Origin of the sequence: Devosia sp. CN2-171, from assembly GCF_049354815.1 — a bacterium.
In the GTDB taxonomy this organism is placed as follows: domain Bacteria; phylum Pseudomonadota; class Alphaproteobacteria; order Rhizobiales; family Devosiaceae; genus Devosia_A.
This window is the reverse complement of sequence record NZ_CP186479.1, coordinates 704,052-729,791: the sequence shown is the minus strand read 5'-3', so window position 1 is coordinate 729,791 and position 25,740 is coordinate 704,052. Positions and strand designations below refer to the sequence as shown.

Here is a 25,740-nt window from a genome sequence, read left to right as displayed (position 1 = left end):
TGAAGGAGAAGTCCCATGGCCGAGGCATTTTCGCTGCCCGCCCTCAAGGAACGCATGCAGAAGTCGATAACGTCTCTGCGCGATGAGCTTGCCGGCCTTCGTACGGGCCGCGCCAGCGCCAGCCTGCTCGAGCCGGTCACGGTCGAAGCGTATGGCGGTCGCATGCCGCTCAACCAGGTGGCAACCGTCACCGTGCCGGAGTCGCGCATGCTGAGCGTGCAGGTATGGGACCGCACCCTCGCCGGCGCCGTCGAGAAGGCGATCCGCAACTCCGGCCTCGGGCTCAATCCCGCCGCCGAAGGCCAGGTCATCCGCGTGCCGCTGCCGGAACTGAACGAAGAGCGTCGTCGCGAGTTGACCAAGGTCGCGCACAACTACGCCGAAGCGGCGCGCGTCGCCGTGCGCCACATTCGCCGCGACGGCATGGACCTGCTCAAGAAGCTCGAGAAAGACGGCGACCTGAGCCAGGACGACAGCCGCAAGCAGGGCGACCTCGTGCAGCAGGCCACCGATGCCGCCGTCACCGAGATCGACAAGGTGCTTGCCGTCAAGGAACAGGAAATCATGCAGGTCTAAGATAGGCCCGCAATTCGCCGCCCCCGGAGGGCACCGATGTCCGTCGAAACTGCCATTGCCACTACGCCAGCTGCCACGAGCGGGCTCAGGATTCCCGGTCATCTGGCGGTCATCATGGACGGCAATGGCCGCTGGGCCCAGGCCCGCGGCAAGGTCCGCACCGAAGGGCATGTCGAGGGCGTCAAGGCGCTCCGCCGCCTCGTCGATCTGTCGATCCGCTACGGCATCAAGCACCTGACGGTGTTCAGCTTTTCGTCCGAGAACTGGCGTCGCCCGCGCGACGAGGTCAACTTCATCTTCGGCCTGCTGCACCGGTTCGTCGCCTCCGATCTCGCCACGCTGATCCAGAACAACGTTCGTATCCGCATCATCGGCAGCAGCAAGGGGCTGGATGAGCCGCTCCGCCGGCTGATCGCCGAAGTGCAGTCGAAGACGGCGAACAATACCGGGCTCGAGCTGATCGTCGCCTTCAACTATGGCGGCAAGTCCGAGCTCACCGAAGCCGTGCAGAGCATCGCCGCCGAGGTCGCGGCCGGGCGCCTGAAGCCGGAGGACATCACCGAGGCCACGGTCGAGCGTGCGCTCTACACCTCCGGCATCCCGGATCCCGATATGATCATCCGCACCAGCGGCGAACAGCGGGTCTCGAACTTCCTCATCTGGCAGGGCGCGTATTCGGAGCTGGTCTTCGTCGAAGAGCACTGGCCGGATTTCAACGAGCAGGTCTTCCTGCGCGCGCTCGACGAATATTCGTCTCGCAACCGGCGCTTCGGCGGGATCGAGTCGAGGAGCCCGTGAGCGCACGTGAGAACGGGCGTCCCCGGTTCAACCCGCTGGCCCGCCGGTCCTGGACCGACCTGGGGCCGCGCTTCGCGTCTGCGATCGTCCTCCTGCTCCTCGCTGTCGTAGGGCTCTATGTCGGCAGCTACGTCTTTGCCGCCCTCGTTGGTGCGGTGTTCGCCGGCTGCTACCGCGAATGGGAGCGGATGGTCACGCTCAGGCCGCTGGCGACACCGGGCGCCGTGCTGATCGGCCTTCTCGGCCTCAGCGCACTAGTGTTTCCGGCCTTCGGTCCGCTCGTTTCGCTGGGGTTCGTGGCCGTTGCGGCCATTGTCGCTGCCGTGACCTCTGGCAGCGAAGGCGTGCGCACCTGGCGCGTTGGCGGCGTGGTCTTTTACGGCATCGTGATCGTGATGCTGATGATGATCCGCGGCGATGCGACCTGGATGCAGCCGGGCGCGCTGGATGCGGGAATGTGGGCCGGCTTGATGCTGGGCTGCGTCATCTGGGCCACCGATACCGGCGCCTACTTCACCGGTCGCCAGGTCGGCGGCGAGAAGCTGGCGCCCGACATTTCGCCGGGCAAGACCTGGTCCGGCGCCATCGGCGGCTTTGCGCTCGGGACGCTGGTCGGGCTGGTGCTGTGGCTCCTCGTCGTGCCGCAATCGCCCTGGTGGATCGGCCTCGCGCTCGCAGCCGCACTCAGCATCGTCGGCCAAGTCGGCGACCTCGCGGAAAGCGCCATCAAGCGGCGCTTTCGCATCAAGGATTCGGGCGACATCATTCCCGGCCATGGCGGCCTGATGGATCGGCTCGACAGCCTGACCTTCGGCGTGATCTTCCTGTTCGCCGTCGGCGCCATCCATGCCGGGCTTGGCGCCATCGCGGCTGGGTTTCTCTTCTGGTGAAGGCTGCGACGCCGCACCATATCGCATTCTTAACGCATTCAGGCTCTAGGTCAGGTCGACCCTGAGGGGGCGGACGGAACGGACGACATGGACTTTATCTTCTGGCTGCTCTCCTACGTTGTACCGTTCCTCGTGGTGCTCACCATCATCGTGTTCGTGCACGAGATGGGGCACTACCTGGTGGCGCGCTGGAACGGCGTCGCGATCCAGACCTTCTCGCTGGGCTTCGGCCCGGAACTCATTGGCTTCAACGACCGGCACGGCACGCGCTGGCGGCTGTCGGCCATCCCGCTTGGCGGCTACGTGCGTTTCGTCGGCGACATGAACGCCGCCAGCGTGCCGGATGAAGAGTTCATCGAGCGGGCCGGGCCCGAGCTCAGCAAACAGCTCTTCGTCAACAAAAACGTCTGGCAACGCATCGCCGTAGTGGCCGCCGGGCCGATCGCCAACATCATTTTCACCTTGCTGGTGCTCTACGCGCTGCTGCTCGGCTACGGCCGTTACACGCTGCCGCCGGTCGTCGGTACCGTCGGCCCGTGGTCGCCGGCCATGGCGGCCGGCCTCCACAGCGGCGACCGGGTGATTTCGGTCGATGGCTACGAAGTCCGCGGCTTCGAGGATTTCCAGCGCCTGGTCGCCACCGCCCCGGAACGCACCATCACCATTACACTCGAGCGTGACGGGGAAACCCGCACCCTCACTGCTACGCCCGATGCCGTGGAAACAACCGACCGCTTTGGCAATCGCCACCGCATCGGCCGCATGGGCGTTACTAATCATGTCGAGCAGACGGATCTTGTGCTCTACCGGCCGGGCCCGGTCGAGGCGATAGGCATGACCTTCGAGGAGGTCCGCTTCATCGTCGATCGCACCGTGGCGTTCCTCGGCGATTTCTTCGTCGGCCGCGGCGATGTCGACCAGCTCGGCGGCCCGATCAAGGTTGCGACGGTTTCGCAGCAGGTGGCGAGCCTTGGAATCATTCCGCTTATCAACCTTATGGCGCTGCTCTCGCTCAACATCGGCATCTTCAACCTCCTGCCGATTCCCATGCTCGATGGTGGCCACCTGATCTATTACCTCGCCGAGGCGATCCGCGGCCGGCCCCTGCCGCAGCGGGTGCAGGAGATCGGCTATCGCTTCGGCCTGGCGGTGGTGTTCAGTCTGATGATCTTCACGCTCATCAACGATCTGCTCTGAGCGATTCCGGCGTGGGGCAGGGTTCTTTTTAGGCCCCTAAACCACATTCCGGCCGCACCTTCACCGCATTTGCCCTGAACCGTCGCTTCTCCGTTAACCCTTGGATAAGCTTGGTTTTCTAGGTGTTGCAGGAATGCACGGGGCCCAATCTTTCGCTAACCTCGAAGCCCGTCGCGGCTTGTCCGTGGTTAAAAATCCAGTAAAAGCTTTTGATGGAGTTAGCTGGGGAGCGTGTGCATTGCGATTCCCCGGCGTAGGTCGCACGAGGCAACAAGAACTATGACAAACCCGAAAAAGCTGATGCGCGGACTGTATATGGCGCTCGCCCTCGTGTTGGCAGCGCCTGCAGGCGTGATCGGCGGTACTCTTCTCGGGGTCGATGCGGCCCAGGCCCAGCAGGAGCAGCTCGTTTCTGCGGTCCTGTTCGAGGGCAACAACGGTTTCTCCGACGCTCAGTTGCTCGCGATGGTCAACGTCGGCGCGCGCAGCACCTTCACTGAGGCGAGCCTCGCTGCCGATGCCGAGTCGATCCGGCAGGCCTACGTGGCCAAGGGCTACGTAGGCGTCACCGTGACGCCGCGGGTCGAGCAGTCCACACAGAATGGTCGCGCGGTGATCACCTTCGTGGTGACCGAGGGCGTCCGCACGGGCATTGCCGCTATCAACTTCGCCGGCAACAATTCGATCAACTCGGGCACTCTCAAGTCGATCATCCGCACGCATGAGACGAACCTGCTGAGCTGGCTGTTCCGTGATGACGCGTTCAGCGAGGAGCAGCTGCAGATCGACAAGAGCCTGATCGAGCTCTACTACATGAACCACGGCTACCCCGACGCGCAGGTGACTGCCGCCGTCGGCGAGTTCGATAGCTCGCGCAACGCGTATTTCGTGAACTTCACCATCGCAGAGGGTGAGCGCTACCGCTTCGGCGAGATCGGCGTCGAGACGTCAATCCCGGACCTCAATCCGGAACTGCTCAAGGGCACGATCAAGACCGGCAAGGGTGGCACCTACTCGCTCGCTGACCTGCAGCGTTCGCAGGAAGACATGGCCTTCGAGGCAACTGCCCAGGGTTATGCCTTTGCCGACGTACGTCCGCGGGTTGATCGCGACGTCGCCAACAGCACCTTCAACGTCACTTACCTGGTCGATGACGGTGCCCGCGTCTACGTCGAGCGCATCAATATCTCGGGCAATACCAAGACCCGCGACGCCATCATCCGCCGTGAGCTGGATTTCGGTGAAGGCGACCCCTTCAACCGTTCCATGATGTCGCGCGGCAAGACCAAGATCGAAGGTCTCGGCTTCTTCAAGGTGGTCAATGTCGACCTGCAGCAGGGCAGCGCCCCTGACAAGGTCATCATCAACATCACCGTCGAAGAGCAGTCCACCGGCGACTATGGCATCACTGCCGGCTACGACACCAATGCGGGTCTCCTGGGTGAAGTGTCGATCACCGAGCGTAACTTCCTCGGTCGCGGCCAGTATGTCCGCGCCGCGGTGAGCGCCTCGGAATCGAGTCAGAACTTCGACTTCTCGTTCACCGAGCCGCGCTTCATGGGTTTGCGCGTGTCGGCAGGTGTCGATGCCTATTACCGCATCAACGCCGAGACCGACTCCAACATCTATGGAACTACCGCGGTTGGCGGCCAGCTCCGCTTCGGCGCTCCGATCACCACCGATCTGAACGGCTCCGTGTTCGTCGGCCTCGAGCAGAAGACCATCGAGGACGCCTCGATGTGCACCAACGATAACGGCACGCCCGACAACGAGGCCGATGACTTCGAAGAAGCGTGCAAACGCTCCGAGATCGTTGTGGACGGCGAAACCTACGACAAGGCCTGGGTTGGTTATGGGTTGACCTACAGCACGCTCGACGACGCCAAGCGTCCGACCGAAGGCCTCTATGCAACGTTCTCGCAGTCGTACATTGGCTGGGACTACAACCTGCTGAAGACCGAGGCCAAGGCCCGCTACTTCATGCCACTGATGTCGGACTGGAACGTGATCGGTAGCGTCAAGGCCCAGGCCGGGTACATCATGGCGCTAGATGGTGGCGACGTCTTCCCGCTGGAGTCGTTCCGCAGCTCGTCGATCGTCCGTGGTTTCATGGGCAGCAGCTTCGGGCCGAAGACGACCGACTCGGGTGAGCGGCTTGGCTACACGGCGTACATCGCCGGCTCGGCCGAGATCGAGTTCCCGATCCCGATCCTGCCGGAGACCTATGGTGTCCGTGGCTCGATCTGGGCTGATGCTGCCCTGATCGATGGCAACGGTGCCGCAGCTGGCATGAGCCCCGTGGACCCCAACAGCATCGACGACAACTTCAAGTCGTCGGTGGGTGCCTCGGTCATCTGGGACAGCCCGTTCGGTCCGCTCCGTGGCGATATCGCCTATGTGCTGAACAAGGCGACGGACGACAAGACTCAGGTCTTCACGCTGACGATGCAGCAGCTGCTCTAATCGGATGGCCGGCGGAAACGCCGGCCTCCCTGTCTTCGAGGCCGCGGCGCGGTTGCCCCGCGGCCTCTTTGTTGTGTAATGACGGTCATGGTCGATACGCGTTTCCATTCTTCTGCAGGGCCTCTGGCGCTCGGCGCCGTCCTCTCGGCGATTGGGCGCGAAGTCGTTGTCGACGACCCCCGCGGCGCCGCGCTGATGATCGAGGGCGCCGACGAGCTTGGCCTCGCGGGGCCCCGCCACCTGGCGCTCGCCGCACAGGCCGAGTACGTACCGGCCCTCGTCGAGACCAAGGCGGGTGCGGTCATCGTGCACCCGAAGTTCCGTGCCGAAGTGCCGGCCAGCGCCGTCGCCATTGTTTGCGAGCGCCCCCACGATCTATTCGCCGACCTTCTGGATCGGTTGTATCCCTCGGGCACGCGCGGCATGGCCAAGGCGCTGTTCGAGGCGTCTGGTACTGCCCCGCATCTCGAAGAGGGCGTGCGGCTCGGCGCCAATGTCGTCCTCGGTGCCGGCGTCGAGATCGGACGCAACACCGTGATCGGACCGAACACCGTCATCGGTCGCGGCGTCACTATCGGCCGCAACGCGGTGATCGGGCCGAACGTCTCCGTCGAATGCGCCTATCTCGGCAACAACGTCGTCGTCCACGCCGGCGCACGCATCGGCACCGAAGGATTCGGCTGGCTGGGCCTCGCGCAGACCAACCGCAAGATCCCGCAGCTCGGCCGCGTGATCATCCAGGACTCAGTCGAGATCGGTGCGAACACCACCGTCGATCGCGGAGCGCTCGGCGACACGGTCATCGGCGAAGGCACCAAAATCGACAATCTCGTGCAGATCGGCCACAATTGCCGCATCGGTCGGTACTGCCTGATCGCGGCGCATTGCGGTCTATCCGGTTCGACTGTACTTGAAGATTCGGTTCTGCTGGGCGGTGGGGCCTCGACTGCAGGGCATTTGACGATCGGCCGCGGCACCGTGGTCATGGGTTGGGGCGGCGTCACCAAGTCTATTGCGCCGGGTTCGAAGGTTGGAGGATTCCCAGCCCAGGACACGCGCAAATGGTGGCAGGAACTGGCCACGCTGCGGCGGCTTAGCAAAGGGGTCAAGAGTGGACGTGAAGAGTGATGCGCCAGCGGAGTCGGCTCGCGAGCTGACGACGATGGATATCCAGGAAATCCTGCGGCATCTGCCGCATCGCTACCCGTTCCTGATGATCGACCGGATCATCGAGGTGAACGGCAACGAGTCCGCGATTGGCATCAAGAACGTCACGTTCAACGAGCCGATTTTCCAGGGGCACTTTCCGGGTGAGCCGGTGTTTCCCGGCGTCCTCATTATCGAAGGCATGGCGCAGACCGCCGGCGCGATCGCGATCGCCGCCGGGACTGGCGCCGGCCAGGATCACATCGTCTACCTGCTGACGGTCGACAAATGCAAATTCCGCAAGCCGGCACGCCCCGGCGACCGGATCGAGTACCACATCAGGAAGATCCGTCACCGCATGACCATGGGCTGGTTCGAAGCCAAGGCGATCGTCGATGGTGTCGTCATCGCCGAGGCCGAGGTCGGCGCAATGGTCAGCGTCACCGGGAAATGACCATCCATCCCACGGCCATAGTCGAGGACGGCGCTCGCCTGGGCGCCGGCGTCAAGATCGGTCCCTATAGCCTTGTCGGCAAGGATGTCGTCCTTGGTGACGGGGTCGAGATCATCTCGCACGCCGTCGTGACTGGCCGCACCACCATCGGCCCGCGCACGCGCATCTATCCCTTCGCCTCGATCGGCCACCAGCCGCAGGACCTCAAATACGCCGGTGAGCTGTCGACCCTGCGCATCGGCGCCGACTGCAACATCCGCGAGCACGCGACGATCAATCCGGGCACTGCCGGCGGCGGCATGGAAACCGTGGTGGGCGACCGCTGCCTGATCATGATCGGCTCGCATATCGGCCACGATTGCCACGTCGGCGACAACGTCATCCTGTCCAACAATGCCGGCCTCGCCGGCCACTGCCGGGTCGACGACTACGCCATCCTGAGCGGCCACGCCGGCACCGTGCAGTTCGTGCATGTGGGTGCCCACGCCTTTGTCGGCGGCATGACCAAGGTCGAGAAGGACGTCATCCCCTACGGCATGGTCAACGGCAACCCGGGCGTGCTCTCCGGCATCAACCTCGTCGGCCTCAAGCGTCGCGGCTTCGATCGCGAGGCGATCCACCAGCTACGCGCCGCCTACCGTATGATCTTTGCCAGCGAAGGCACCCTGCGCGAGCGCGTCATCGATGCCTCCCAGCTCTTCGCCGACGAGCCGCTCGTCCAGGATCTCGTCCGCTTCATCAGTTCGGCCCAGGGCGGCCTGACCTTGCCGGACAACGTCGGAACCGAAGAGTAATGCCACGGCGCCTGAGCATTCTGGCAGGCTCCGGCACCCTCGTTTCGCACGTCATCGCGGCGGCCCAACGGGCCGGCGACGACATCCAGGTAATCGCACTGACCCCACAACCGGAGCGGGCCGGGATCGCTCTGCTGCAGGGCGACACGCGCGACCCGATGTCCATAATCCGGACCATCAAGGCCTTCCGCAGCACGCACGTGACCCTCGCTGGCGGCGTGACGCTGGGCGACCGGGCCCGTGAGGGCCTCACCCAGTTCGCCACCGGCTCCGCCGCTTCTGCCGGCGATGCCGCGCTCTCCAGGATGTCGGGCGTGGTGCGCGCCATGACCGGCGCCAAGGTTGTCGGCGCCCACGAGATCGCGCGAGACCTGCTGGCACCGAAGGGCATCATCGCCGGCCCGGCGCTCAGCGATGCCCAGAGCCGATCGGCCCGCCTGGCGCTGAAGGCCGCTCGCGAGGTCGGTCGCCTCGACCTTGGGCAGGCCGTCGTCGTCGCAGGCATCCGCGTCGTTGCTGCGGAAGATGTCGGCGGCACCGACGAGCTGCTGCAGCGCGTTGCCGAACACCGCCGGCAGGGCCGCATCGGCGACGGCAGCGGTCCGCTGGTCCTCGCCAAGGCGGCGAAACCGAAGCAGCCGCTGTCCATCGATCTGCCCGCCATTGGCCCGGACACGGTCGCCAAGGCCGCTGGGGCCGGGATCACCGTTATAGTCGTAGAGCCGGGCCGGGCGCTTTTGCTCGAGCGCGCGACGCTGGTTGCTGCCGCGGAGCGGCACGGCATCACCATCATTGGTCTCGCCCGTGTCTGATCCGCTGCGCCTCTTCGTCCTCGCCGGCGAGGCCTCAGGCGATCGCCTCGGCAGCGACATGGTGCGCCGCCTGAAGCAGCGCGTGACGCTCGAGGTCAGCGGCGTCGGCGGCCCGGAGCTGGAGGCGGAGGGCCTGAAGAGCCTGTTCCCGATGTCGGATCTCGCCGTCATGGGCTGGAGCGACGTGCTCCGCCGCCTGCCGCTGCTGCTGTGGCGCGTGCGGCAGGTCGCCAACGCCATCATCCGCTCGCGCCCGGACCTCGTCGTTCTCATCGACTCCCAGGTCTTCAGCAAAGCCGTGGCCCAGCGGGTGCGGAAAGCCGGGCTTACTACCCCGATCCTGCTCTATGTTGCGCCAACCGTCTGGGCCTGGCGCCCAGAGCGCGCCCCGGCGCTGCGCGGCTTGTTCGACGAGGTACTCGCCATCCTGCCGTTCGAGCCGCAGGTCATGACGCAACTCGGCGGCCCCCAGACCCATTTTGTAGGCCATCCGGCTGCAACCCGTTTCCCCGGCCGCTCCGAGATGCCCGATAGCGGTCCGTTGCTGCTACTGCCCGGCAGTCGCCGCGGCGAGCTTCGGCGCCACCTGCCGCTGATGCGTTCAGCCGTCGAGCAGTTCCACAATCACCCACGCGTCACCGGCTTCGCAATTCCCACGCTCGAAAGCCTCGTGCCGGTCCTGCGGAAGGAAGTTGCCGATTGGCCCGCGCCGGTGGCGCTCGTCACCGGCGAGGCGCGTCGCGAGGCGTGGAACGCCGCCATCGCCGCCTTCGCGGTCAGCGGCACCGTCACGCTGGAACTGGCGATGAGCCGCATCCAGATGGTCGTAACCTACGTCGCCGATTCCCACCAAGCCCGGAACTACGACAAGCTCGGTCACACCGTGACGCTGGCGCTCCCTAGCATCATCCTCGGCCGCGATGCAGTGCCGGAGCTCCAACTCCGCAGCAGCGAACCACCGCACGATCTGTCGGCCCTGCGTGCCTTGCTGGATGATCCGGCGATCGCCGCCGCCCAGCTCGCCGCCTTTGAGGAAGTCCGTACCCTGATGCAAAAAGGGGCGCCCGAGGCGCCCCTTGCAGATGTTGCCGATCGCGTCCTGGCGCACGCGCCTCAGCGGCTGTTGATCGGCTCGTAGTCGCGCACCGGCGCGCCGTTGTAGAGCTGGCGCGGGCGGCCGATCTTCTTCTGCGGGTCGGCGATCATTTCCTTCCACTGCGCGATCCAGCCCACGGTACGGCTGAGCGCGAAAATGGCCGTGAACATCGAGGTCGGGAAGCCGATCGCGTCGAGAATGATGCCCGAGTAGAAGTCGACGTTCGGATAGAGCTTGCGATCGATGAAATACTGGTCCGAGAGCGCGATGCGCTCGAGTTCCTTGGCCACCTGCAGCGTCGGCGACAGGTTGTCGGCGCCAAGCTGCGCCAGCACCTCGTTGGCCGCCTGCTGCATCACCTTGGCGCGCGGGTCATAGTTCTTGTAGACGCGGTGGCCGAAACCCATCAGGCGGGTGCCGGAGGTCTTGTCTTTGGCCTTGGCGATGAACTCGGGGATCCGGTCGACGGTGCCGATCTCCTTGAGCATGTTCAGCGCCGCCTCGTTGGCGCCGCCGTGGGCGGGGCCCCAGAGGCAGGCAACGCCCGCCGCGATACAGGCGAACGGGTTGGCGTCGGACGAGCCGGCCAGCCGCACCGTCGAGGTCGAGGCGTTCTGTTCGTGGTCGGCATGGAGGGTGAAGATCAGGTCCATGGCGCGCGCCACGACCGGGTTCACCACATAGTCCTCGGCCGGAACCGAGAAGCACATGCGGAGGAAATTCGACGCGTAGTCGAGGTCGTTGCGCGGGTACACGAAGGGCTGGCCCACCGAGTATTTGTAGGCCATCGCGACGATCGTCGGGACCTTGGCGATCATGCGGATCGAGGCGATCTCGCGCTGCTGCGCATCGTTGATGTCGGTGGAGTCGTGATAGAACGCCGCCATGGCGCCGACCACACCGCACACGATCGCCATCGGGTGCGCATCGCGGCGGAAGCCCCGATAGAAATAGTGCATCTGCTCGTGGACCATGGTGTGCTTGGTCACGCGGTCGGTGAAATCAGCAAGTTGCGCCTTGTTCGGCAGCTCGCCGTAGAGCAGCAGGTAGCAGACCTCGAGGTAGTTCGATTTCTCGGCCAGCTGCTCGATCGGGTAACCCCGATACATCAGCTCGCCCTTGTCGCCGTCGATATAGGTGATGGCGCTGTCGGTGGCTGCGGTCGAAGTGAAGCCCGGGTCATAGGTAAACATGCCGGTCTTGGCGTAGAGCGATCGGATGTCGATGACATCGGGGCCGACGGAGCCCGACAGCACCGGGAACTCGAAAGTCTGGTCCCCGATGGTAAGTTTGGCGACGGTATCGCTCATGAATCGCTCTCCATATTGGGCCGTTAGGCGCCCGCCAAAGAGGGTAGGAAGCGGGCCGGCCAAGCGTCGTTAAGAGGCAGGTAAAAGTGGCGTAACCCATATACCCCACCTGCGCAACAGGTGGGTGAACACGGCTGACCTAATCACCTTTCCCAATATGCATCAGGCGGCCTGATCACCAAGCCGGGCCAGTGTTTCCTCGCGCCCAATCAACACCATGACCTCGAAAATGCCCGGCGAAACCGTACGTCCGGTGAGGGCCGCGCGCAGCGGCTGGGCCACTTTGCCGAGCTTCAGCCCCCTGGCTTCGGCGAAGGCACGAGCCGCGCCGTCGATCGCTTCGACCGACCAGTCGTTGAGCCCCTTCAGCACCTCGGCGAAGGCGCCGACATTGGCCCGCGCATCGGTGGTCAGCTGGTCGGAGGCCGCCTGGTCGATGGTCAGCGGGCGCACCGCATAAATGAACTGGGCGAGGTCGATCAGCTCGAGCACGGTCTTGGCGCGCGGCTGCAGCTCCGGCAGCGCGGCGAGCACCGTGTCGGCATTGGCGGCAAGCCCGGCGACGTCAACCTCGCGGCCCACTTCACGCGCCGTCGCCAGCATCACCTCGTAGAGCCGTGCCGGCGCCGCCTCGCGGATGTAGTGGCCGTTGATATTCTCGAGCTTGACGAAATCGAACCGTGCCGCACCCTTGTTGAGCGCATCGAGGCTGAACCACTCGACCATCTGTTCGGTCGAGAAGATCTCGTCGTCGCCGTGGCTCCAACCCAGCCGCGCCAGATAGTTGCGCAGCGCCTCCGGCAGGTAGCCCATCTGCCGGTAAGCCTCGACCCCGAGCGCACCGTGGCGCTTGCTGAGCTTGGCTCCGTCCGGCCCGTGGATCAGCGGGATGTGGCTCATCTCCGGCACATCCCAGCCCATGCCGTTGTAGATGATGATCTGCCGCGCCGCGTTGGTCAGGTGATCGTCGCCGCGGATTATATGGGTCACGCCCATGTCATGGTCATCCACCACCACTGCGAGCATATAGGTCGGCGTGCCGTCCGAGCGCAGGATGATGAAGTCGTCGAGGTTCTCGGCCTTGAACACCACCTCGCCCTGCACATGGTCCTGCACCCGGATCTCGCCCGATGGCGGGGCCTTGATGCGGATCACCGGCGCAACACCGGCCGGCGCCTCGGATGGGTCGCGGTCGCGCCAATAGCCGTTGTAGCGGGGCGGCAGGCCGTTCGCCCGCGCCGTCTCGCGCATCTCGGCCAGTTCCTCCGGCGAGCAGTAGCAGTAATAGGCCTGCCCACGGGCCAGCAGTTCGTTGGCCACTTCGGCGTGCCGAGCGGCGCGCGAAAACTGCATGAACGGCTCGCCGTCCCAGTCGAGGCCGAGCCACTTCAGTCCGTCGAAGATCGCCTGCACCGCCCCTTCGGTCGAGCGTTCCCGGTCGGTGTCCTCGATGCGCAGCAGCATCTTGCCGCCGGTGTGGCGCGAGAAAGCCCAGTTGAACAGGGCCGTGCGCGCACCACCGATATGGAGGTAGCCGGTGGGAGAGGGGGCGAAGCGGGTGACGACGGGGGTGGCCATATCAGGTGTAACATCCCTCAGAACAGGCGTTTGGCGATGTGTCCTCACCCGCCAATTGGCGGTGTGTAAGCACCCGGCGAGGCAAGTGCAAGGGCAGGGTGCGGTTGACACGTCCGCACCGGCCGGGCTTGGCTGCCTCGCCTCTGTCGCCCGCCGGGATCGCAATGCCAAAAGTCGTCATGGATGCGCTCAGCCACCAGGCCATCCGGGCCCTCGGCACCGAGGCGGAACACTACCGCCACCCGCCCGAACGCGTCGGGCTGTGGCGCGGCAAGCGCCTCACCGGCCTCGAGCGCTCCCTCGAGGACGCAGGCCACACGCTGGCCTTCTCCCGGCCCGACGCCATCGCGCTGGCCGATGCTGCCGTCCTCATCGTCGCCAGCCGCTCGCAGACGGTGATATTCAGCGACATCGAACTTGCCGCCATCCGCGATTTCGTCCTCGCCGGGGGTGGGCTGCTGCTGATGGCCAACCACCAGCATTTCATCATGCCGCAGCAGCAGGTGTCTCTCGCACTTGACCTGCCACTGGGCTTTATCGACGGCACCATTGCCGGCTTTCCGCCGATCGAGCTGGCGGCGCACCCGATCACCGCCGGCTGCGAACAGATCGTCGTCCGCAACTCGACCTCCATGGTCGCCCGCGACCCGGCTATCCCCATTGCGCGCTTCAACGCTGACCGTCGCCACCTGTTCGCCGTCGCCACCGAGGCCGGCAAGGGCAGGGTGCTCGCCACCGGCGATTCCGGCTTCATCGCCAGCTCCGACGATACCGGCAAGGACATGTTCGCCTCGGGTGCCAACGCCACCTTCTTTGCCAACGCCATCCGCTGGCTCACGAGGGCCTAGCCGCCTGCGCCGCGCCGTGTAACATGGCCCGAGGGCGGGGCGCCTCATGGCCATCACTGAGACAACTGTCGAGCACAGTCCGGCGCAGTCGCGCCCGCGACCCATGCCGCCGCGCCAGCCGGCACTGGCCGAGCCGAAGCGCCTGCCGCTGGCCGGGCTGGCTGCCAGCGTCGCATCGGCCCTCGAACACCGCCGCCTGTTCCTGCTCTGGCCCTACGCCATCATCGCCGGCCTCATCACCTCTGCGAACCTGCCCGAACTGCCGCCATTTGCGCTTCCGGCGATCGGCGCCGCGCTCGTTCTGGCGCTAATCGTCACCCTCAACCGGCTGAACCTGCTACGCCTCTTCGGCCTCCTCACTGCCTTCTGGCTCGGCTTCTGCCTGCTGCCGCTCCACGGCGCGCTGTTCGGCACCCAGATGCTGTCGCGTCCGGCCTATGGCACCTACGAGATACGGGTCGACGAGATTGTCTCGACCATAGACGGCGATGTCCGGGCCATCGTCTCGCAGATCACGCCCGGACCGGATACGCGCTCGTTACCGATCCGCCGCGCCCGTATCGTCGTTCGCGCCGGCACCAGCCTCGCCCCCGGGGACATCATCCGCGCCCCCGTCCGCTTCTATGCCGTGCCTGGCCCGGTCGTGCCCAACGGCTTCGATACCCAGTTCCACGCCTATTTCGACGGCGTCGGCGCCTACGGCAACACGACCGGCACGGTTGAGACGCTGACCACCGGCGACCTGTCCGCCCCCGAGCGCATCATCGACGGCATCCGCCGCACCATTGCCGAGCGGATCGATGCCGCCCTTCCACAACCTGCCGCCGGCGTGGCCCGCGCCCTGATCAACGGCGACCAGAGCGCTGTCTCCGACGAAGCCCGCGACACCATGGCCACCGCCGGCCTGGCGCATGTCCTCTCCGTCTCGGGCCTGCACCTCACCATCGTCGCCGGCCTTGTGCTGGTTACGCTGCGCATCGGCCTCGCCATGCTCCCGGGCATCCACGGCCGCGTCGCGGTGAAGCGCATTGCCGCCGGCGTCGCCATCCTCGCCGCGCTCGGCTATTTCGCCATCTCCGGCGGCAATGTCGCAGCGCTGCGCTCGACCATCATGCTTGTGCTGGTTCTCGGCGCCATCGTCTTCGGTCGCCGCGCGCTCACCATGCGGAACGTCGCGCTCGCTGCATTGCTGGTGATCCTCACCGATCCGGCCAGCATCTTCCGCCGAGCTTCCAACTCTCCTTCGCCGCCGTCGTCGCCCTGATCGCCACTTGGGAGCTGATGCGACCGCCTGACACCAACGAGCGCTCGATCCCGCGCCGCGTCGCCGGCTACCTCTGGGGCATCGTGCTGACCAGCCTCATCGCTGGCCTCGCGACGCTGCTCTTCTCGGTCTACCACTTCCAGCAGACTTCGCCCCTCGGCGTTCTCGGCAACCTGCTCTCGCTGCCGCTCGTCGGCTTCGTCATGATGCCGGCTGCCGTCATCGCGACGTTGCTGATGCCGCTCGGCTGGGAAGGCCCGGCTCTCGCCGTCATGGGCTGGTCCATCGACGGCATGCTCGCCATCGGCCAGTTCGTCGCCAACCTGAGCGTCGGCTTCAACTACAGCCCGCTGCTCACGCCCCTGGCCCTAGGCATCGGCCTCGCCGCCTTCGCCTGGTTCACGTTCCTGCCGACCTGGCATCGCCTCATTGGCCCGGCCGTCGCGGTCGTGCTGATCTGCCTCTTTGCCTTCGACCGTTCGCCGGATGTGCTGATCGCCGACACCACCCAGGCCACAGCCATGCGCGTCGATGGCGACATGGCGCTGATCGCCGGCAAGGGGAACAGCTTCGCAGTCGATGTCTGGCGCGAGACCTACACCGATCCGATCGAGGCCGCTTCACCGCTGCAATGCGACAACATCGGCTGCATCGGCAAAAGCCCGCGCGGATTCACGCTTGCGCTGATCCGTGACCCCGCCGGCTTCTACGAGGATTGCGGGCTCGCCGACCTCGTCATCACCCGTCGCGAGGCACCGGCCTCTTGCGGCGCTGCCACCGTGATCGACGCCGATGATCTTGCCCGCGGTGGTGTCCACTGGTTCGCCTGGAACGAAGCGAGCCGCACCTTCGAGGTCCGGCCCGCCATCCCCGCTGTCAGCCGGCCGTGGCGAGTGCCGCCACCGTGACGCCGGCCGCCGGAATTTCGGCCCCGCCGAGCACGTAACCGGCCTCATCGGCTGCCGGAACCAGACGTGCCGCAGTGTCGCCGTAGTTAAAGTAAACGCGCCACTTACCACGAACGCGGCACCGCACCCCGGCCGGCAGCGCCAGTGTAGGCACGTCCGCCTCATCCAGCATGCGATCGATGATGCGCTGCATTAGGGCCCGGTCACCGCTCGCGGCGAGATAGTTGAGCCGGCCCTGCGCTACGAGCACGGGGAAATCTTCCTCGTCCTCGATCACCACCTCGGCCCGCGTCTCGAGCCTTTCGCGCCAATGCCCAACGGCACCGCCGCCCTTCACCGACACCGTCTGGCGCGGATCGGTGCTGTCGATGCGCGCCACCTTGGCGTCGAGGAGGTTCTGCGGCAGATCCGGGCCAAGCGCCGCCGGAATGGCGAAGTTCTCGGTCTTCGATCCCGACCGCGGCCCGATCAGCAGATGCCCGTCGAACCCGGCAATCGCCGTGCGCAACGCATCGTTCCAGGCGAACAGCGCCGGAATGATCACGAGATCATAGCCTGAGAAGTCGCTCGTCGACGGCGACAGGATATCCACATCCACACCGCGCTTCCGCAGCGGCACGTAGCAGTTTCGCACGTGCTGCTGGTGCGAGAACCCCGCTGCCTGCGGCTGGATCTTCCACGCCCACTCGCTCTGGTAGTCAAAGACGATCGCGACGCGGCCCTTGCGCGCCTCACCGCCGAACCCGAGCTGCGCCAGTTCCTCGGCCACCTGGCGGGCCTCGAAATAGCCCGGCGCTTCCTTGCTGTCCGGCCGTAACAGGCCGGCATGCATCTGCTCCTGCGCAAACGGCGCCTGCCGCCAGCGGAAGTAGCTCACCACCTCGGCGCCGTGCGCGAACGCCTCCCAGGCCCAGAGCCGCGCCATGCCCGGCAGCGGGTCGGGGTTGTAGTCGGCCCAGTTCACCGGCCCCGGCTGCTGTTCCATGATCCACCAGCGTCCATGACCGACCGCGCGGTAGAGGTCATGATGCAGGCCTGAATTGTCGGGGTCGCCCTGCCGGAGATAGGGCAGCTTGCTCTCGGCCGGCTCGGGCACGCCCTCCAGATGCCCCAGCGGATAGGAGTCCCAACTCGCGACGTCCAGCGTCTCGGCCAGTTCGTAGTGGTCGAACTCGGTGGAGCGCGACATGAAATTGTGGATCACCGGCAGATCCGGACGAGCCGCCTTCATCAGGTCGAACTGCACCTTGTTGAACGCCGCCACCTGCGCCGAGGAGTAGCGGCGGAAGTCGAGCCAGTGCGCCGGCGCCGCCTCGGTGACGGTGAGGTTGGGCAGCTCGATCTGGTCGAACCGGTTGTAGTCCATCGACCAGAACACGCCGCCCCAGGCCTCGTTGAGCGCCTCGACCGTGCCGTAGCGCGCCGCAAGCCAGGCACGGAACCCCTGCAGCGCCGCGTCGGAGTACGACAGGACCGTGTCGTGGCAGGCGTACTCGTTATCCGTCTGCCACCCGGCAAGGGCAGGGTGCTGCCCCACCTTGTCGATCAAGAGCTGCGTGATCCGGGCGCATTCCTCGCGATAGCCGAGATGTGAGAAATCGTAGTGCCGGCGCGAACCGAAGCCGCGACGCCTCCCTTCCTTGTCTACCGCCAGCATGTCCGGATGTTTGTCGATCATCCACCGCGGCGGCGTCGCCGTCGGCGTGCCAACGATGACCTTGAGTCCGTGCCGGTCCAGCACATCCATGGACTGCACCAGCCAGTCGAAATGCAACTCGCCGGGCGTAGGCTCCAGCTTCGACCAGGCGAACTCGCCGATGCGGACATACTTGATGCCGGCCTCGGCCATGCGGCGGGCATCCTCCTCCCACCATTCGACCGGCCAGTGTTCGGGGTAGTAGCAGACGCCGATAGCGGGAAAGGACACGTGCAATAACTCAGAGCTTGATGAAGGGTTCGGTGAGACCGGGGACGTCGACGTCGATGGCGAACACGCTGCCCGCATGCGGCTGGGCGTCGATTTCCTCGGGCGTCATGTTTTCGCGCGCGGTGGTGAGGTACAGCGTCTTCATGTCCTTGCCGCCGAACGCAGGGCAGCTGACCCGTGTGACGCCGGGAACTTCGACCACCTGGTCGAGCTTGCCATCCGGCGAGATGCGGATCACGGCACCGCCGCCCCAGCGGGCGTTCCAGACAAAGCCCTCGGAATCGACCACCGAGCCATCGGCGCCACCGAGCCCTTCCATGGTGTAGAAGTCTTCCCACGGTCCGATCGGCAGCCCGGTCTCGAGATCGAGCGGGCACCTGACGATCATCTTGCCGGCGTCGGTGAAATACGCCGTCCGCCCGTCCGGCGAAAAGCAGATGGAGTTCGGTATGCGAATCTTGTCGATGACCTTGGTCAGCTTCCCGGCGCGATACTGGTAGACACCGCCGACGCCGGCTTCGCCCTTGCGCCCCATCGTGCCGATCCAGAACCCGCCGGAGCGGTCCATGCGGCTGTCATTGGTGCGGTTGGTCGGAACGTCGCCCTCGACTTCGATAATCGGGGTCGAACTGTCCGAGACGAAATCGTAGCGGAGCAGGGTGCCCGACTGCGCCACGGCCAGCGTGTCGCGATCGATCACCGCCGCCGCGCTCACCGTGTCCTTGAACACGATGCGGTCGACGATGTGCCCGTCGGTGCCGGCGCTCAGCATGGTGTGGTTGAGGATGTCGAACCAGAACAGCCGCTCGAGCAGCGGGTGCCAGAACGGGCCTTCGCCCAGTTCGCAGCGGCTATCGACAAAAAGCTCGGCCTGGCGGTTCATTGCGGCTTTCCCTGATCGTAGGCGGAAACGGCAGCGGCAGCGCGCTGCGCCACCTCGGTTGCGCTCATGCCCGGCTTGTAGATGTAGGTCCCGAGCCCGAAGCCAGCGCAGCCGGCCGCGAAATACTCCCCGAAATTGTCGGGGTTCGCCCCGCCCACCGCATAGAGCGGGATGGTCGGCGGCAGCACGGCCTTCATCGCCTTGATGCCCTTGGGGCCAAGCACCTCGGCCGGGAAGAACTTGAGCCCCGTCGCGCCCGACCGAATGGCGGTGAACGCGTCGCTCGGCGTGAACACGCCCGGATAGGACTCGAGCCCGCGCTCGATCGTCGCCCCGATCACCGCCGGATTTGTGTCGGGCGAGACGATGAACTGGCCGCCCGCATCGGCGACTTCGTCGACTTCGAACCGCGCCAGCACGGTGCCGGCGCCGATCATGGCACGGCCGTCGAAGGCCTTGGCGGCATCGCCGATCGAGCGCAGCGGCTCGGGCGAGTTGAGCGGCACTTCGATCATGGTGATGCCGGCTTCGGCCAGGGCGGAGCAGACGGGCACGGTCTCTTCGGGCATGATACCGCGGAGGATCGCGATGATGTGGCGATGCTTCATTTCTCTATCCTTGTCTTGCGGCCTTGAGGCCGGCGAGCGTTGCGTCGGTCGCGTCGACGACCCGGGTCTTCGCACCCAGCCGGTCGAAGCCGATCTGATAGAGGCCGCAGAGCCCCACGCTGCCGATCAAGGGGATCTCAGCGTTGCCGATCCAGTCGCGTTGTCCGCCAATCTCAGCGCCGATCAGCAGCCCGGAGAGGAAGCCGGCGCACCAGGCCGCGTTGCGTCCCGAAAGGAGCGAGCCGGCGCGAACCTTGAACAGCGTCGCCGTCAGTCGCTCGGGGTGTTCCAGCCCCTGGTCGAGGCCGGCCGAAAAGCCGAGATCGCGATCCTCGCCCTCGAGCTCGCCGTTGAGCGAGTGCCGCAGCACCGAATGGGTTCGCAACAGCTCGAACACTTCCCCGGTCATGGCGCTCGAAAAGCGCGTCAGCCGCGTCCCGTCGAGCAGCGCCCACTTGCTGTGCGTGCCCGGCATGACCACAAGGCCGGAGAAGCCGGGAACGAGCGCCGAGAGCCCGAGCAACTGGGTCTCTTCGCCGCGCATCACATCTTCCGCGCCGACATCCCTGAGGCACACGCCCGGCAGGATGCGCGGATCGAGTTCGCCCGGCATGTCCGGCGACACGGCACCGGCAGCGAGATTGCCGAGCTCGGCCGGTGCGTCGAGATACGGCGCCTCCATCCAGCCCTGCCGCGCCCCGGCCATGCCACAGATCAACACTTCGCTGACCTCGTCGGCGACGCCCTGAAGCAGGCCCGTCAGCACATCGGGATACTGCTCCCGGCTCAGCCGTCCCATGCCATCCGGCGACGAGCGCGCGAAAGCGATCTCACCGTCGGAATCAATTCCCCAGGCGCGCAGATTGGATGTCCCCCAATCGACCGCGACCCACTCGACTTGACCAGACAATACCCTCTCCCTTGCAGGCGATATTTCGCCGGCGCGCCCTCATGGCGCACAATCGGGAAGCTCATCCACTCGCTTAGTATGGTACCGAGAAAAATGTGCCCCAGGCGGCGGCGCGGACCCTAAAGCGTTTTCAGGAAAAGTTGCAGACTTTTCCGGTTCGAAAGCGCGACAAAGTGCTCCTACGTCTTTGTCGCGCCCGCCAAAGGCAAAATGTCCCACAACCTGCCCACACTCAAAGAAAAAGGGCCGGCGTCAGCCGGCCCAGTGACCCGATTGGCGGTGGGGTCGAAACTCAGTACTTGCGCAGCAGGCCGACGAGGCGGCCCTGCACCTTCACCCGGTCGGGCGGGAAGATGCGCGTCTCGTAAGCCGGGTTGGCGGCCTCGAGAGCCACCGAATTGCCGCGCCGGCGCAGCCGCTTCAGCGTTGCTTCCTCGTCATCGACAAGCGCCACGACGATCTCGCCCGTCGAGGCCGCGTCCTGCTTCTTGATCAGCACCGTGTCGCCGTCAAAAATTCCGGCATCGATCATTGAGTCGCCGCGCACTTCGAGCGCGAAATGTTCGCCTGGCCCAAGCATCTCTGGCGGTACCATGATGGTGTGGCTGTGTGTCTGAATAGCCTCGATCGGCGTACCGGCTGCGATCCGGCCCATCACCGGGATGGTCACCGCGCGATAGTCGCTGACCGATGTCACCGCGGCCGAGCGGGAAGGGGGCGTCGATACCTTGCCGAGATTGCCCTCGATGACCGACGGCTCGAACCGCGCCTTGCGGCCGCCGAGCGAGGGGTTCATCGAGTCCGGCAGCTTGATTACTTCCAGCGCCCGCGCCCGGTTGGGCAACCGGCGGATGAAGCCGCGCTCCTCGAGCGCCGTGATCAGGCGGTGAATGCCCGATTTACTGCGCAGGTCGAGCGCATCCTTCATCTCATCGAAGGATGGCGGAATACCGGACTCTTTCATCCGCTCGTGAATGAACATCAGAAGTTCGTGTTGCTTGCGCGTCAGCATGGCGGCCCCGTGAGCAGAATCGGAACAAAGACTGAACGTAGTTGTATCCGTTCCAGTTATGTTCTGCAACATCGCGGTAAAGATCGCGTTAGCGCGAAGGCGATCAGCCCCAGTTCAGCGGGATCACGTCGACGATCTCGCCCGGCGGCACGCCCGGCGAATCCTCGGGCACGACGATCAGCGCGTCGGCCAGCGCCAGCGAGGTCGAATGGCTGGAATCGGTCTCGAAGATTGGCGTCACCTGCATGTAGCCGATGTCGTTGCGGCTGAGATTGGCACGCATGAAATGCCGGCGCGGGCCGTTAGCGGGCAGTCCGAGCAGGGTCGGCACACCGATCCGCGGCCAGAACGGGTCGATGTGCCCCGTCAGTGCCCGCAGCATCGGCTTGAGGATGATCGTCGCGGTCACGAGCGCCGAAACCGGGTTGCCCGGCAGCCCGAACACCAGCGTTCGCCCGCGCGTCCCGAACATCAGGGGCTTGCCCGGCCGCATCCTGAGCTTCCAGAAATCCAGCTCGACGCCCAGGTCGCGCAGCACGTCCTGCACATAGTCGCGGTCACCGACGCTCGCCCCGCCGGTGGTCACCAGCACGTCGACGCCGCTGTCGAATGCGCCGAGCAGGGCCGCGTCGATCTTGTCCTTCCCGTCCGGCACGATGCCGAGGTCCACGATCTCCTCGGCATAGGGCGAGAACATGGGCACCAGCCCGTACGAGTTCGAGGCGATGATCTGGTCCGGCCCGAGCATGCCGCCCGGGGCCACGAGCTCATCGCCCGTCGCTACCACGGCGATCCGCGGCCGCTTCGTCACCACCAGTTCCGGCCGGTTAGCGGAGGCGGCGAGATTGAGCATCGCCGGCGTCAGTCCGACGCCGGCCGGCAGCAGTTCGGCCCCGCGCATGAAGTCAAAACCCTGCTTCCGCACGCTTTGGCCCGGCGTCGGCACCTTCTCGAAGCTGATCTGGTTGCCCTTGGCGGTCGCTTCCTCCTGCATGATCACGGCGTCGGCCCCGATCGGCATCGGTGCGCCCGTGAAGATGCGAACGCACTGGCCATGCTCCATCATGCCGACGAACCGCGCCCCGGCCTGCGACGTACCCGCCATCTTCAGCGGCCGGCCCGGCGACACCTCGGCGGCACGTACGGCATAGCCGTCCATGGCACTGGCGTCGAACGGTGGCTGGCTATGCGTCGCCACCAGTGGCTTTGCCAGCACGCGCCCATGCGCCTTGGTCAGGTGCACCGGCTCGCTGCCCAGTTTCGGCAGCTTGCGGAAGATCCGCTGGATCGCTTCATCCACCGGCATCATCGGTGGAAATCACCCGATTTGCCGCCCGACTTCTCCTCGAGCTGGACCGATGTGATCCGCATCGCCCGGTCATGCGATTTCGCCATGTCGTAGAGCGTCAGCGCCGCGACGGAGGCCGCCGTCATCGCTTCCATCTCGACGCCGGTCTGCGCAGTAGTCTCGGCGGTGGCCGTCACGAGCAGGGCAGGGCCGTCTTCGGTGATCTCGACGGACACCTTGGTCAGCGGAATGGGATGGCAGAGCGGGATCAGCTCGGACGTCTTCTTGGCCGCCATAATCCCGGCAATCCGCGCGACCGTCAGCGCGTCACCCTTCTTGAGCTCACCGCCCATGATCAGACGAATCGTCTCAGGCTGCGCCTCGAGCCGCGCCGTCGCCACGGCGCGCCGATGCGTGATCGCCTTGTCGCCGATATCGACGATATGCGCCTGCCCACGCTGATCGAGGTGGGTGAGCGCCATCTCAGCCGCGCAGCAGCTTGAGGGTCGCAGCGGTAACGTCGTCCTGCCGCATCAGGCTCTCGCCGACGAGGAACGTGCCGATGCCCGCCTTTTCGAGCCGTACCAGATCGTCATGGGTGTTGACCCCCGATTCCGAGACGAGGTGCACGCCCTCCGGCACGCCGCCCGCCAGCGTGATCGACGTATTGAGCGTCGTCTCGAACGTGCGGAGGTTCCGGTTGTTGATGCCGATGAACTCGGCATTGAGCCCGAGCGCCCGGTCCAGCTCGATCTGGTCGTGCACCTCGACGAGCGCATCCATCCGCCATTCCTCGGCGGCATCGAGCAGGTAGCGCGCTGTATCGTCGGTGACCGCGGCGAGGATCACCAGGATACAGTCTGCCCCCCAGGCGCGGCTCTCGGCCACCTGATAGGTCTCGAACAGGAAGTCCTTGCGGAGCACCGGGAGTTTCGTGGCATTGCGCGCCTCGATCAGGTACCCCGGCGCGCCCTGGAAGCTCGGTCGATCGGTCAGCACCGAGAGGCACGCCGCCCCGCCCAGCTCATACGAGCGCGCGATCTCCGCCGGGTTGAAATCCGGCCGGATCAGCCCCTTCGACGGGCTCGCCTTCTTCACCTCGGCGATCAGCGCGAACTGGTGTTCCTCGCGCTTCATCTTCAGTGCCGAGAGGAACCGGCGCACCGGCGGCGCATCATGGGCCTCGGCCACCACGTCGGCCCAAGGGCGCAGTGTCTTCGCCGCCGCGATTTCCTCGCGTTTGTAGACTTCGATCTGGGAGAGGATGTCGGACATCAGCTGTTGGAAACCGCTATGAGTTTATCGAGGGTCGCTTTGGCACGGCCGGAATCGATCTCGCGCGCCGCGAGATCCGCGCCGAGCTTGAGCGTGTCAGCCCGTCCGGCGACGATGAAGGCAGCAGCAGCATTGAGCAGCACCACGTCACGATAGGGGTCCTTGACCCCATCGAGCAGGGCGCGCAGCCGCGATGCGTTGTAGGCGGGATCGGCGCCCTTGAGGTCGGCCAGCGTCGCACGCGGCAGGCCCGCATCCTCCGGCGTGATCTCGAAGCTACGAAGATCACCGCCCTTGATTGAAGCCACGAAGCTCGGCCCGGTGGTCGAGAGCTCGTCGATGCCATCGGCACCGTGCACGACCCAGGCCGAAACCGCCCGATTGGCGAGCAGGGCTGCGGCCACAGGCTCTACCCACTTCTTATCGTAGACGCCCAGCAGGTAGCGCCGCGCGCCGGCCGGGTTCGACTGCGGTCCCAGCAGGTTGAACATGGTGCGTGTGCCGATCTCCATGCGGCTGGGACCCACATGCTTCATGGCCGGATGATGCGCTACTGCGAACATGAAGCCGATGCCGGCCTCCTGGATGCACTGGCTGATCTTTTCAGGCCCGATATCGATCTTGATCCCGAGCGCCTGCAGCACATCCGAAGCACCGGATTTCGAGCTCAGGGCCCGGTTGCCGTGCTTCGCCACCGGCACACCGGCGCCGGCCACGACGATTGCCGTCGCGGTCGAGATGTTGAGCGTCTCGGCCCCGTCGCCGCCCGTGCCGACAATGTCGATCACGCTGTCCGGCGCATCGACCGACACCGGCACCATCTTTTCGCGGAGGATCGATACCGCCGCAGCGATCTCGCCTACGGTCTCGCCCTTCACCCGCATCCCCATCAGGAACGCGCCGATCTGGCTCGGCGTCGCGCCGCCATCCATGATCGTCGTCATCACCGAGCGCATCTCCTCGCCGGTGAGGTCCTGGCGCGATGCGATCTTGTTGAGAGCCCCCTTGATATCCATCACGCCGCCACCTTCCGGTTGAAGTCGCGGGCAAGGTTCAGGAAATTCTGCAGGATCGCGTGCCCGTTCTCGCTGGCGATGCTCTCGGGATGGAACTGCACCCCGTGGCTCGGATAGCGCCTGTGCTGCATGCCCATGATCAGCCCGTCATCGGTCTTCGCCGTCACTTCCAGCGCATCCGGCAGCGTTTCCGGTTTCACGATCAGCGAGTGGTAGCGGGTCGCCTCGAAGCCCGAATTGAGCCCGCGGAACAACCCCTTGCCGGTATGGCTGATCTTGGATGTCTTACCGTGCATCAGCTCCGGCGCGCGGATCACGTCGCCGCCAAACGCCTGTCCCAGGGCCTGATGCCCAAGGCACACCCCGAGGATCGGCGTCGTCGGCGCGTAGGCGTCGATCAGCCTGAGGCAGATGCCAGCCGTATCGGGCGTCGCCGGCCCGGGCGACAGCACGATCGCCTCCGGCGCCATCTCGGCGATCTCTTCGATTGTGATCTTGTCGTTCCGCTTCACCTCGGATTCCGCGCCCAGTTCCCCAAGGAAGTGGACGAGGTTGTAGGTGAAGCTGTCGTAGTTATCGATGACGAGGAGGCGCATGTCTGAGGTTCCAGCTCGAGAAGCTTTGTAAACACCGGGTCATTCCCGGTCTACCCACCGGAGTCATTCCCGCGGAAGCGGGAAGCCCTGT

Annotated in this window: 23 protein-coding genes and 1 pseudogene; 12 read left to right on the top strand and 12 right to left on the bottom strand. The window is 65.5% G+C overall.

What is annotated here, in order from left to right:
• The first annotated feature begins 15 nt into the window (after window positions 1-15).
• The 10 genes from frr (at window position 16) to ACOYW5_RS03695 (ending at window position 10,268) form a co-directional block, all read left to right on the top strand.
• Window positions 16-576, top strand: a complete 561-nt coding sequence (frr, locus tag ACOYW5_RS03740; protein ID WP_423067918.1) for a ribosome recycling factor — start codon at window positions 16-18, stop codon at window positions 574-576.
• A gap of 36 nt (window positions 577-612) precedes the next feature.
• Window positions 613-1,374 carry an isoprenyl transferase gene (locus tag ACOYW5_RS03735; protein ID WP_423067917.1) on the top strand — a complete coding sequence of 254 codons (762 nt, stop codon included), beginning with the start codon at window positions 613-615 and terminating at the stop codon, window positions 1,372-1,374.
• A complete protein-coding gene (locus ACOYW5_RS03730; protein ID WP_423067916.1) occupies window positions 1,371-2,264 on the top strand; it encodes a phosphatidate cytidylyltransferase in 894 nt (297 codons plus the stop codon). The genes ACOYW5_RS03735 and ACOYW5_RS03730 overlap by 4 nt, the downstream gene beginning before the upstream one ends.
• An 87-nt stretch (window positions 2,265-2,351) precedes the next feature.
• A complete protein-coding gene (gene rseP, locus ACOYW5_RS03725; RefSeq protein WP_423067915.1) occupies window positions 2,352-3,461 on the top strand; it encodes an RIP metalloprotease RseP in 1,110 nt (369 codons plus the stop codon).
• 300 nt (window positions 3,462-3,761) lie between these two features.
• Window positions 3,762-5,924, top strand: a complete 2,163-nt coding sequence (bamA, locus tag ACOYW5_RS03720; RefSeq protein ID WP_423067914.1) for an outer membrane protein assembly factor BamA — start codon at window positions 3,762-3,764, stop codon at window positions 5,922-5,924.
• An 87-nt stretch (window positions 5,925-6,011) separates the two neighbouring features.
• Window positions 6,012-7,052 (top strand): UDP-3-O-(3-hydroxymyristoyl)glucosamine N-acyltransferase, encoded by a 1,041-nt coding sequence (gene lpxD, locus ACOYW5_RS03715; protein ID WP_423067913.1) that lies wholly within the window; start codon window positions 6,012-6,014, stop codon window positions 7,050-7,052.
• A gap of 34 nt (window positions 7,053-7,086) precedes the next feature.
• The gene (fabZ, locus tag ACOYW5_RS03710; RefSeq protein ID WP_423069399.1) at window positions 7,087-7,524 is read left to right on the top strand and encodes a 3-hydroxyacyl-ACP dehydratase FabZ; all 438 of its coding nucleotides are present in this window, start codon (window positions 7,087-7,089) and stop codon (window positions 7,522-7,524) included.
• On the top strand, window positions 7,521-8,318 hold the full coding sequence (gene lpxA, locus ACOYW5_RS03705) for an acyl-ACP--UDP-N-acetylglucosamine O-acyltransferase (protein ID WP_423067912.1): 798 nt from the start codon (window positions 7,521-7,523) through the stop codon (window positions 8,316-8,318). Before fabZ ends, lpxA begins: the two co-directional genes overlap by 4 nt.
• Window positions 8,318-9,130: a UDP-2,3-diacylglucosamine diphosphatase LpxI domain-containing protein gene (lpxI, locus tag ACOYW5_RS03700; protein WP_423067911.1), complete on the top strand. Its 813-nt coding sequence runs from the start codon at window positions 8,318-8,320 to the stop codon at window positions 9,128-9,130. Before lpxA ends, lpxI begins: the two co-directional genes overlap by 1 nt.
• Entirely contained in the window at window positions 9,123-10,268 is a 1,146-nt protein-coding gene (locus ACOYW5_RS03695; RefSeq protein ID WP_423067910.1) for a lipid-A-disaccharide synthase, read from the top strand. The genes lpxI and ACOYW5_RS03695 overlap by 8 nt, the downstream gene beginning before the upstream one ends.
• Here ACOYW5_RS03695 and ACOYW5_RS03690 read toward each other — a convergent pair.
• Together ACOYW5_RS03690 and gltX are read right to left on the bottom strand one after the other, a co-directional pair.
• Window positions 10,244-11,536 carry a citrate synthase gene (locus ACOYW5_RS03690; RefSeq protein ID WP_423067909.1) on the bottom strand — a complete coding sequence of 431 codons (1,293 nt, stop codon included), beginning with the start codon at window positions 11,534-11,536 and terminating at the stop codon, window positions 10,244-10,246. The two genes, ACOYW5_RS03695 and ACOYW5_RS03690, sit on opposite strands and share 25 nt — an antisense overlap.
• Window positions 11,537-11,698: 162 nt before the next feature.
• A complete protein-coding gene (gltX, locus tag ACOYW5_RS03685; protein ID WP_423067908.1) occupies window positions 11,699-13,114 on the bottom strand; it encodes a glutamate--tRNA ligase in 1,416 nt (471 codons plus the stop codon).
• Between the two features lie 164 nt (window positions 13,115-13,278).
• Here gltX and ACOYW5_RS03680 point away from each other — a divergent pair, with 164 nt between their 5' ends.
• Entirely contained in the window at window positions 13,279-13,962 is a 684-nt protein-coding gene (locus tag ACOYW5_RS03680) for a hypothetical protein (protein WP_423067907.1), read from the top strand.
• 46 nt (window positions 13,963-14,008) lie between these two features.
• Window positions 14,009-16,134: pseudogene (locus ACOYW5_RS03675) on the top strand (ComEC/Rec2 family competence protein).
• On the opposite strand, the gene ACOYW5_RS03670 reads toward ACOYW5_RS03675, so the two are convergent.
• The 10 genes from ACOYW5_RS03670 to ACOYW5_RS03625 form a co-directional block, all read right to left on the bottom strand.
• The gene (locus ACOYW5_RS03670; protein WP_423067906.1) at window positions 16,103-18,061 is read right to left on the bottom strand and encodes a beta-galactosidase; all 1,959 of its coding nucleotides are present in this window, start codon (window positions 18,059-18,061) and stop codon (window positions 16,103-16,105) included. The pseudogene ACOYW5_RS03675 and the gene ACOYW5_RS03670 overlap by 32 nt on opposite strands.
• Before the next feature lie 10 nt (window positions 18,062-18,071).
• The gene (locus ACOYW5_RS03665) at window positions 18,072-18,944 is read right to left on the bottom strand and encodes an SMP-30/gluconolactonase/LRE family protein (RefSeq protein ID WP_423067905.1); all 873 of its coding nucleotides are present in this window, start codon (window positions 18,942-18,944) and stop codon (window positions 18,072-18,074) included.
• Window positions 18,941-19,552 (bottom strand): 2-dehydro-3-deoxy-6-phosphogalactonate aldolase, encoded by a 612-nt coding sequence (locus ACOYW5_RS03660; RefSeq protein WP_423067904.1) that lies wholly within the window; start codon window positions 19,550-19,552, stop codon window positions 18,941-18,943. The genes ACOYW5_RS03665 and ACOYW5_RS03660 overlap by 4 nt, the downstream gene beginning before the upstream one ends.
• A gap of 4 nt (window positions 19,553-19,556) precedes the next feature.
• Entirely contained in the window at window positions 19,557-20,462 is a 906-nt protein-coding gene (locus ACOYW5_RS03655) for a 2-dehydro-3-deoxygalactonokinase (protein ID WP_423067903.1), read from the bottom strand.
• Window positions 20,463-20,754: 292 nt separating this feature from the next.
• On the bottom strand, window positions 20,755-21,474 hold the full coding sequence (gene lexA / locus ACOYW5_RS03650; protein WP_423067902.1) for a transcriptional repressor LexA: 720 nt from the start codon (window positions 21,472-21,474) through the stop codon (window positions 20,755-20,757).
• A gap of 103 nt (window positions 21,475-21,577) precedes the next feature.
• Entirely contained in the window at window positions 21,578-22,783 is a 1,206-nt protein-coding gene (gene glp / locus ACOYW5_RS03645) for a gephyrin-like molybdotransferase Glp (RefSeq protein WP_423067901.1), read from the bottom strand.
• Complete coding sequence (gene moaC / locus ACOYW5_RS03640; protein WP_423067900.1) at window positions 22,780-23,244, bottom strand: cyclic pyranopterin monophosphate synthase MoaC; 465 nt, start codon at window positions 23,242-23,244, stop codon at window positions 22,780-22,782. Before moaC ends, glp begins: the two co-directional genes overlap by 4 nt.
• A gap of 1 nt (window position 23,245) precedes the next feature.
• Window positions 23,246-24,037: an indole-3-glycerol phosphate synthase TrpC gene (gene trpC / locus ACOYW5_RS03635; RefSeq protein WP_423067899.1), complete on the bottom strand. Its 792-nt coding sequence runs from the start codon at window positions 24,035-24,037 to the stop codon at window positions 23,246-23,248.
• Complete coding sequence (gene trpD / locus ACOYW5_RS03630; protein WP_423067898.1) at window positions 24,037-25,056, bottom strand: anthranilate phosphoribosyltransferase; 1,020 nt, start codon at window positions 25,054-25,056, stop codon at window positions 24,037-24,039. The genes trpC and trpD overlap by 1 nt, the downstream gene beginning before the upstream one ends.
• A complete protein-coding gene (locus ACOYW5_RS03625; RefSeq protein WP_423067897.1) occupies window positions 25,053-25,649 on the bottom strand; it encodes an anthranilate synthase component II in 597 nt (198 codons plus the stop codon). Before ACOYW5_RS03625 ends, trpD begins: the two co-directional genes overlap by 4 nt.
• Window positions 25,650-25,740 lie beyond the last annotated feature (91 nt).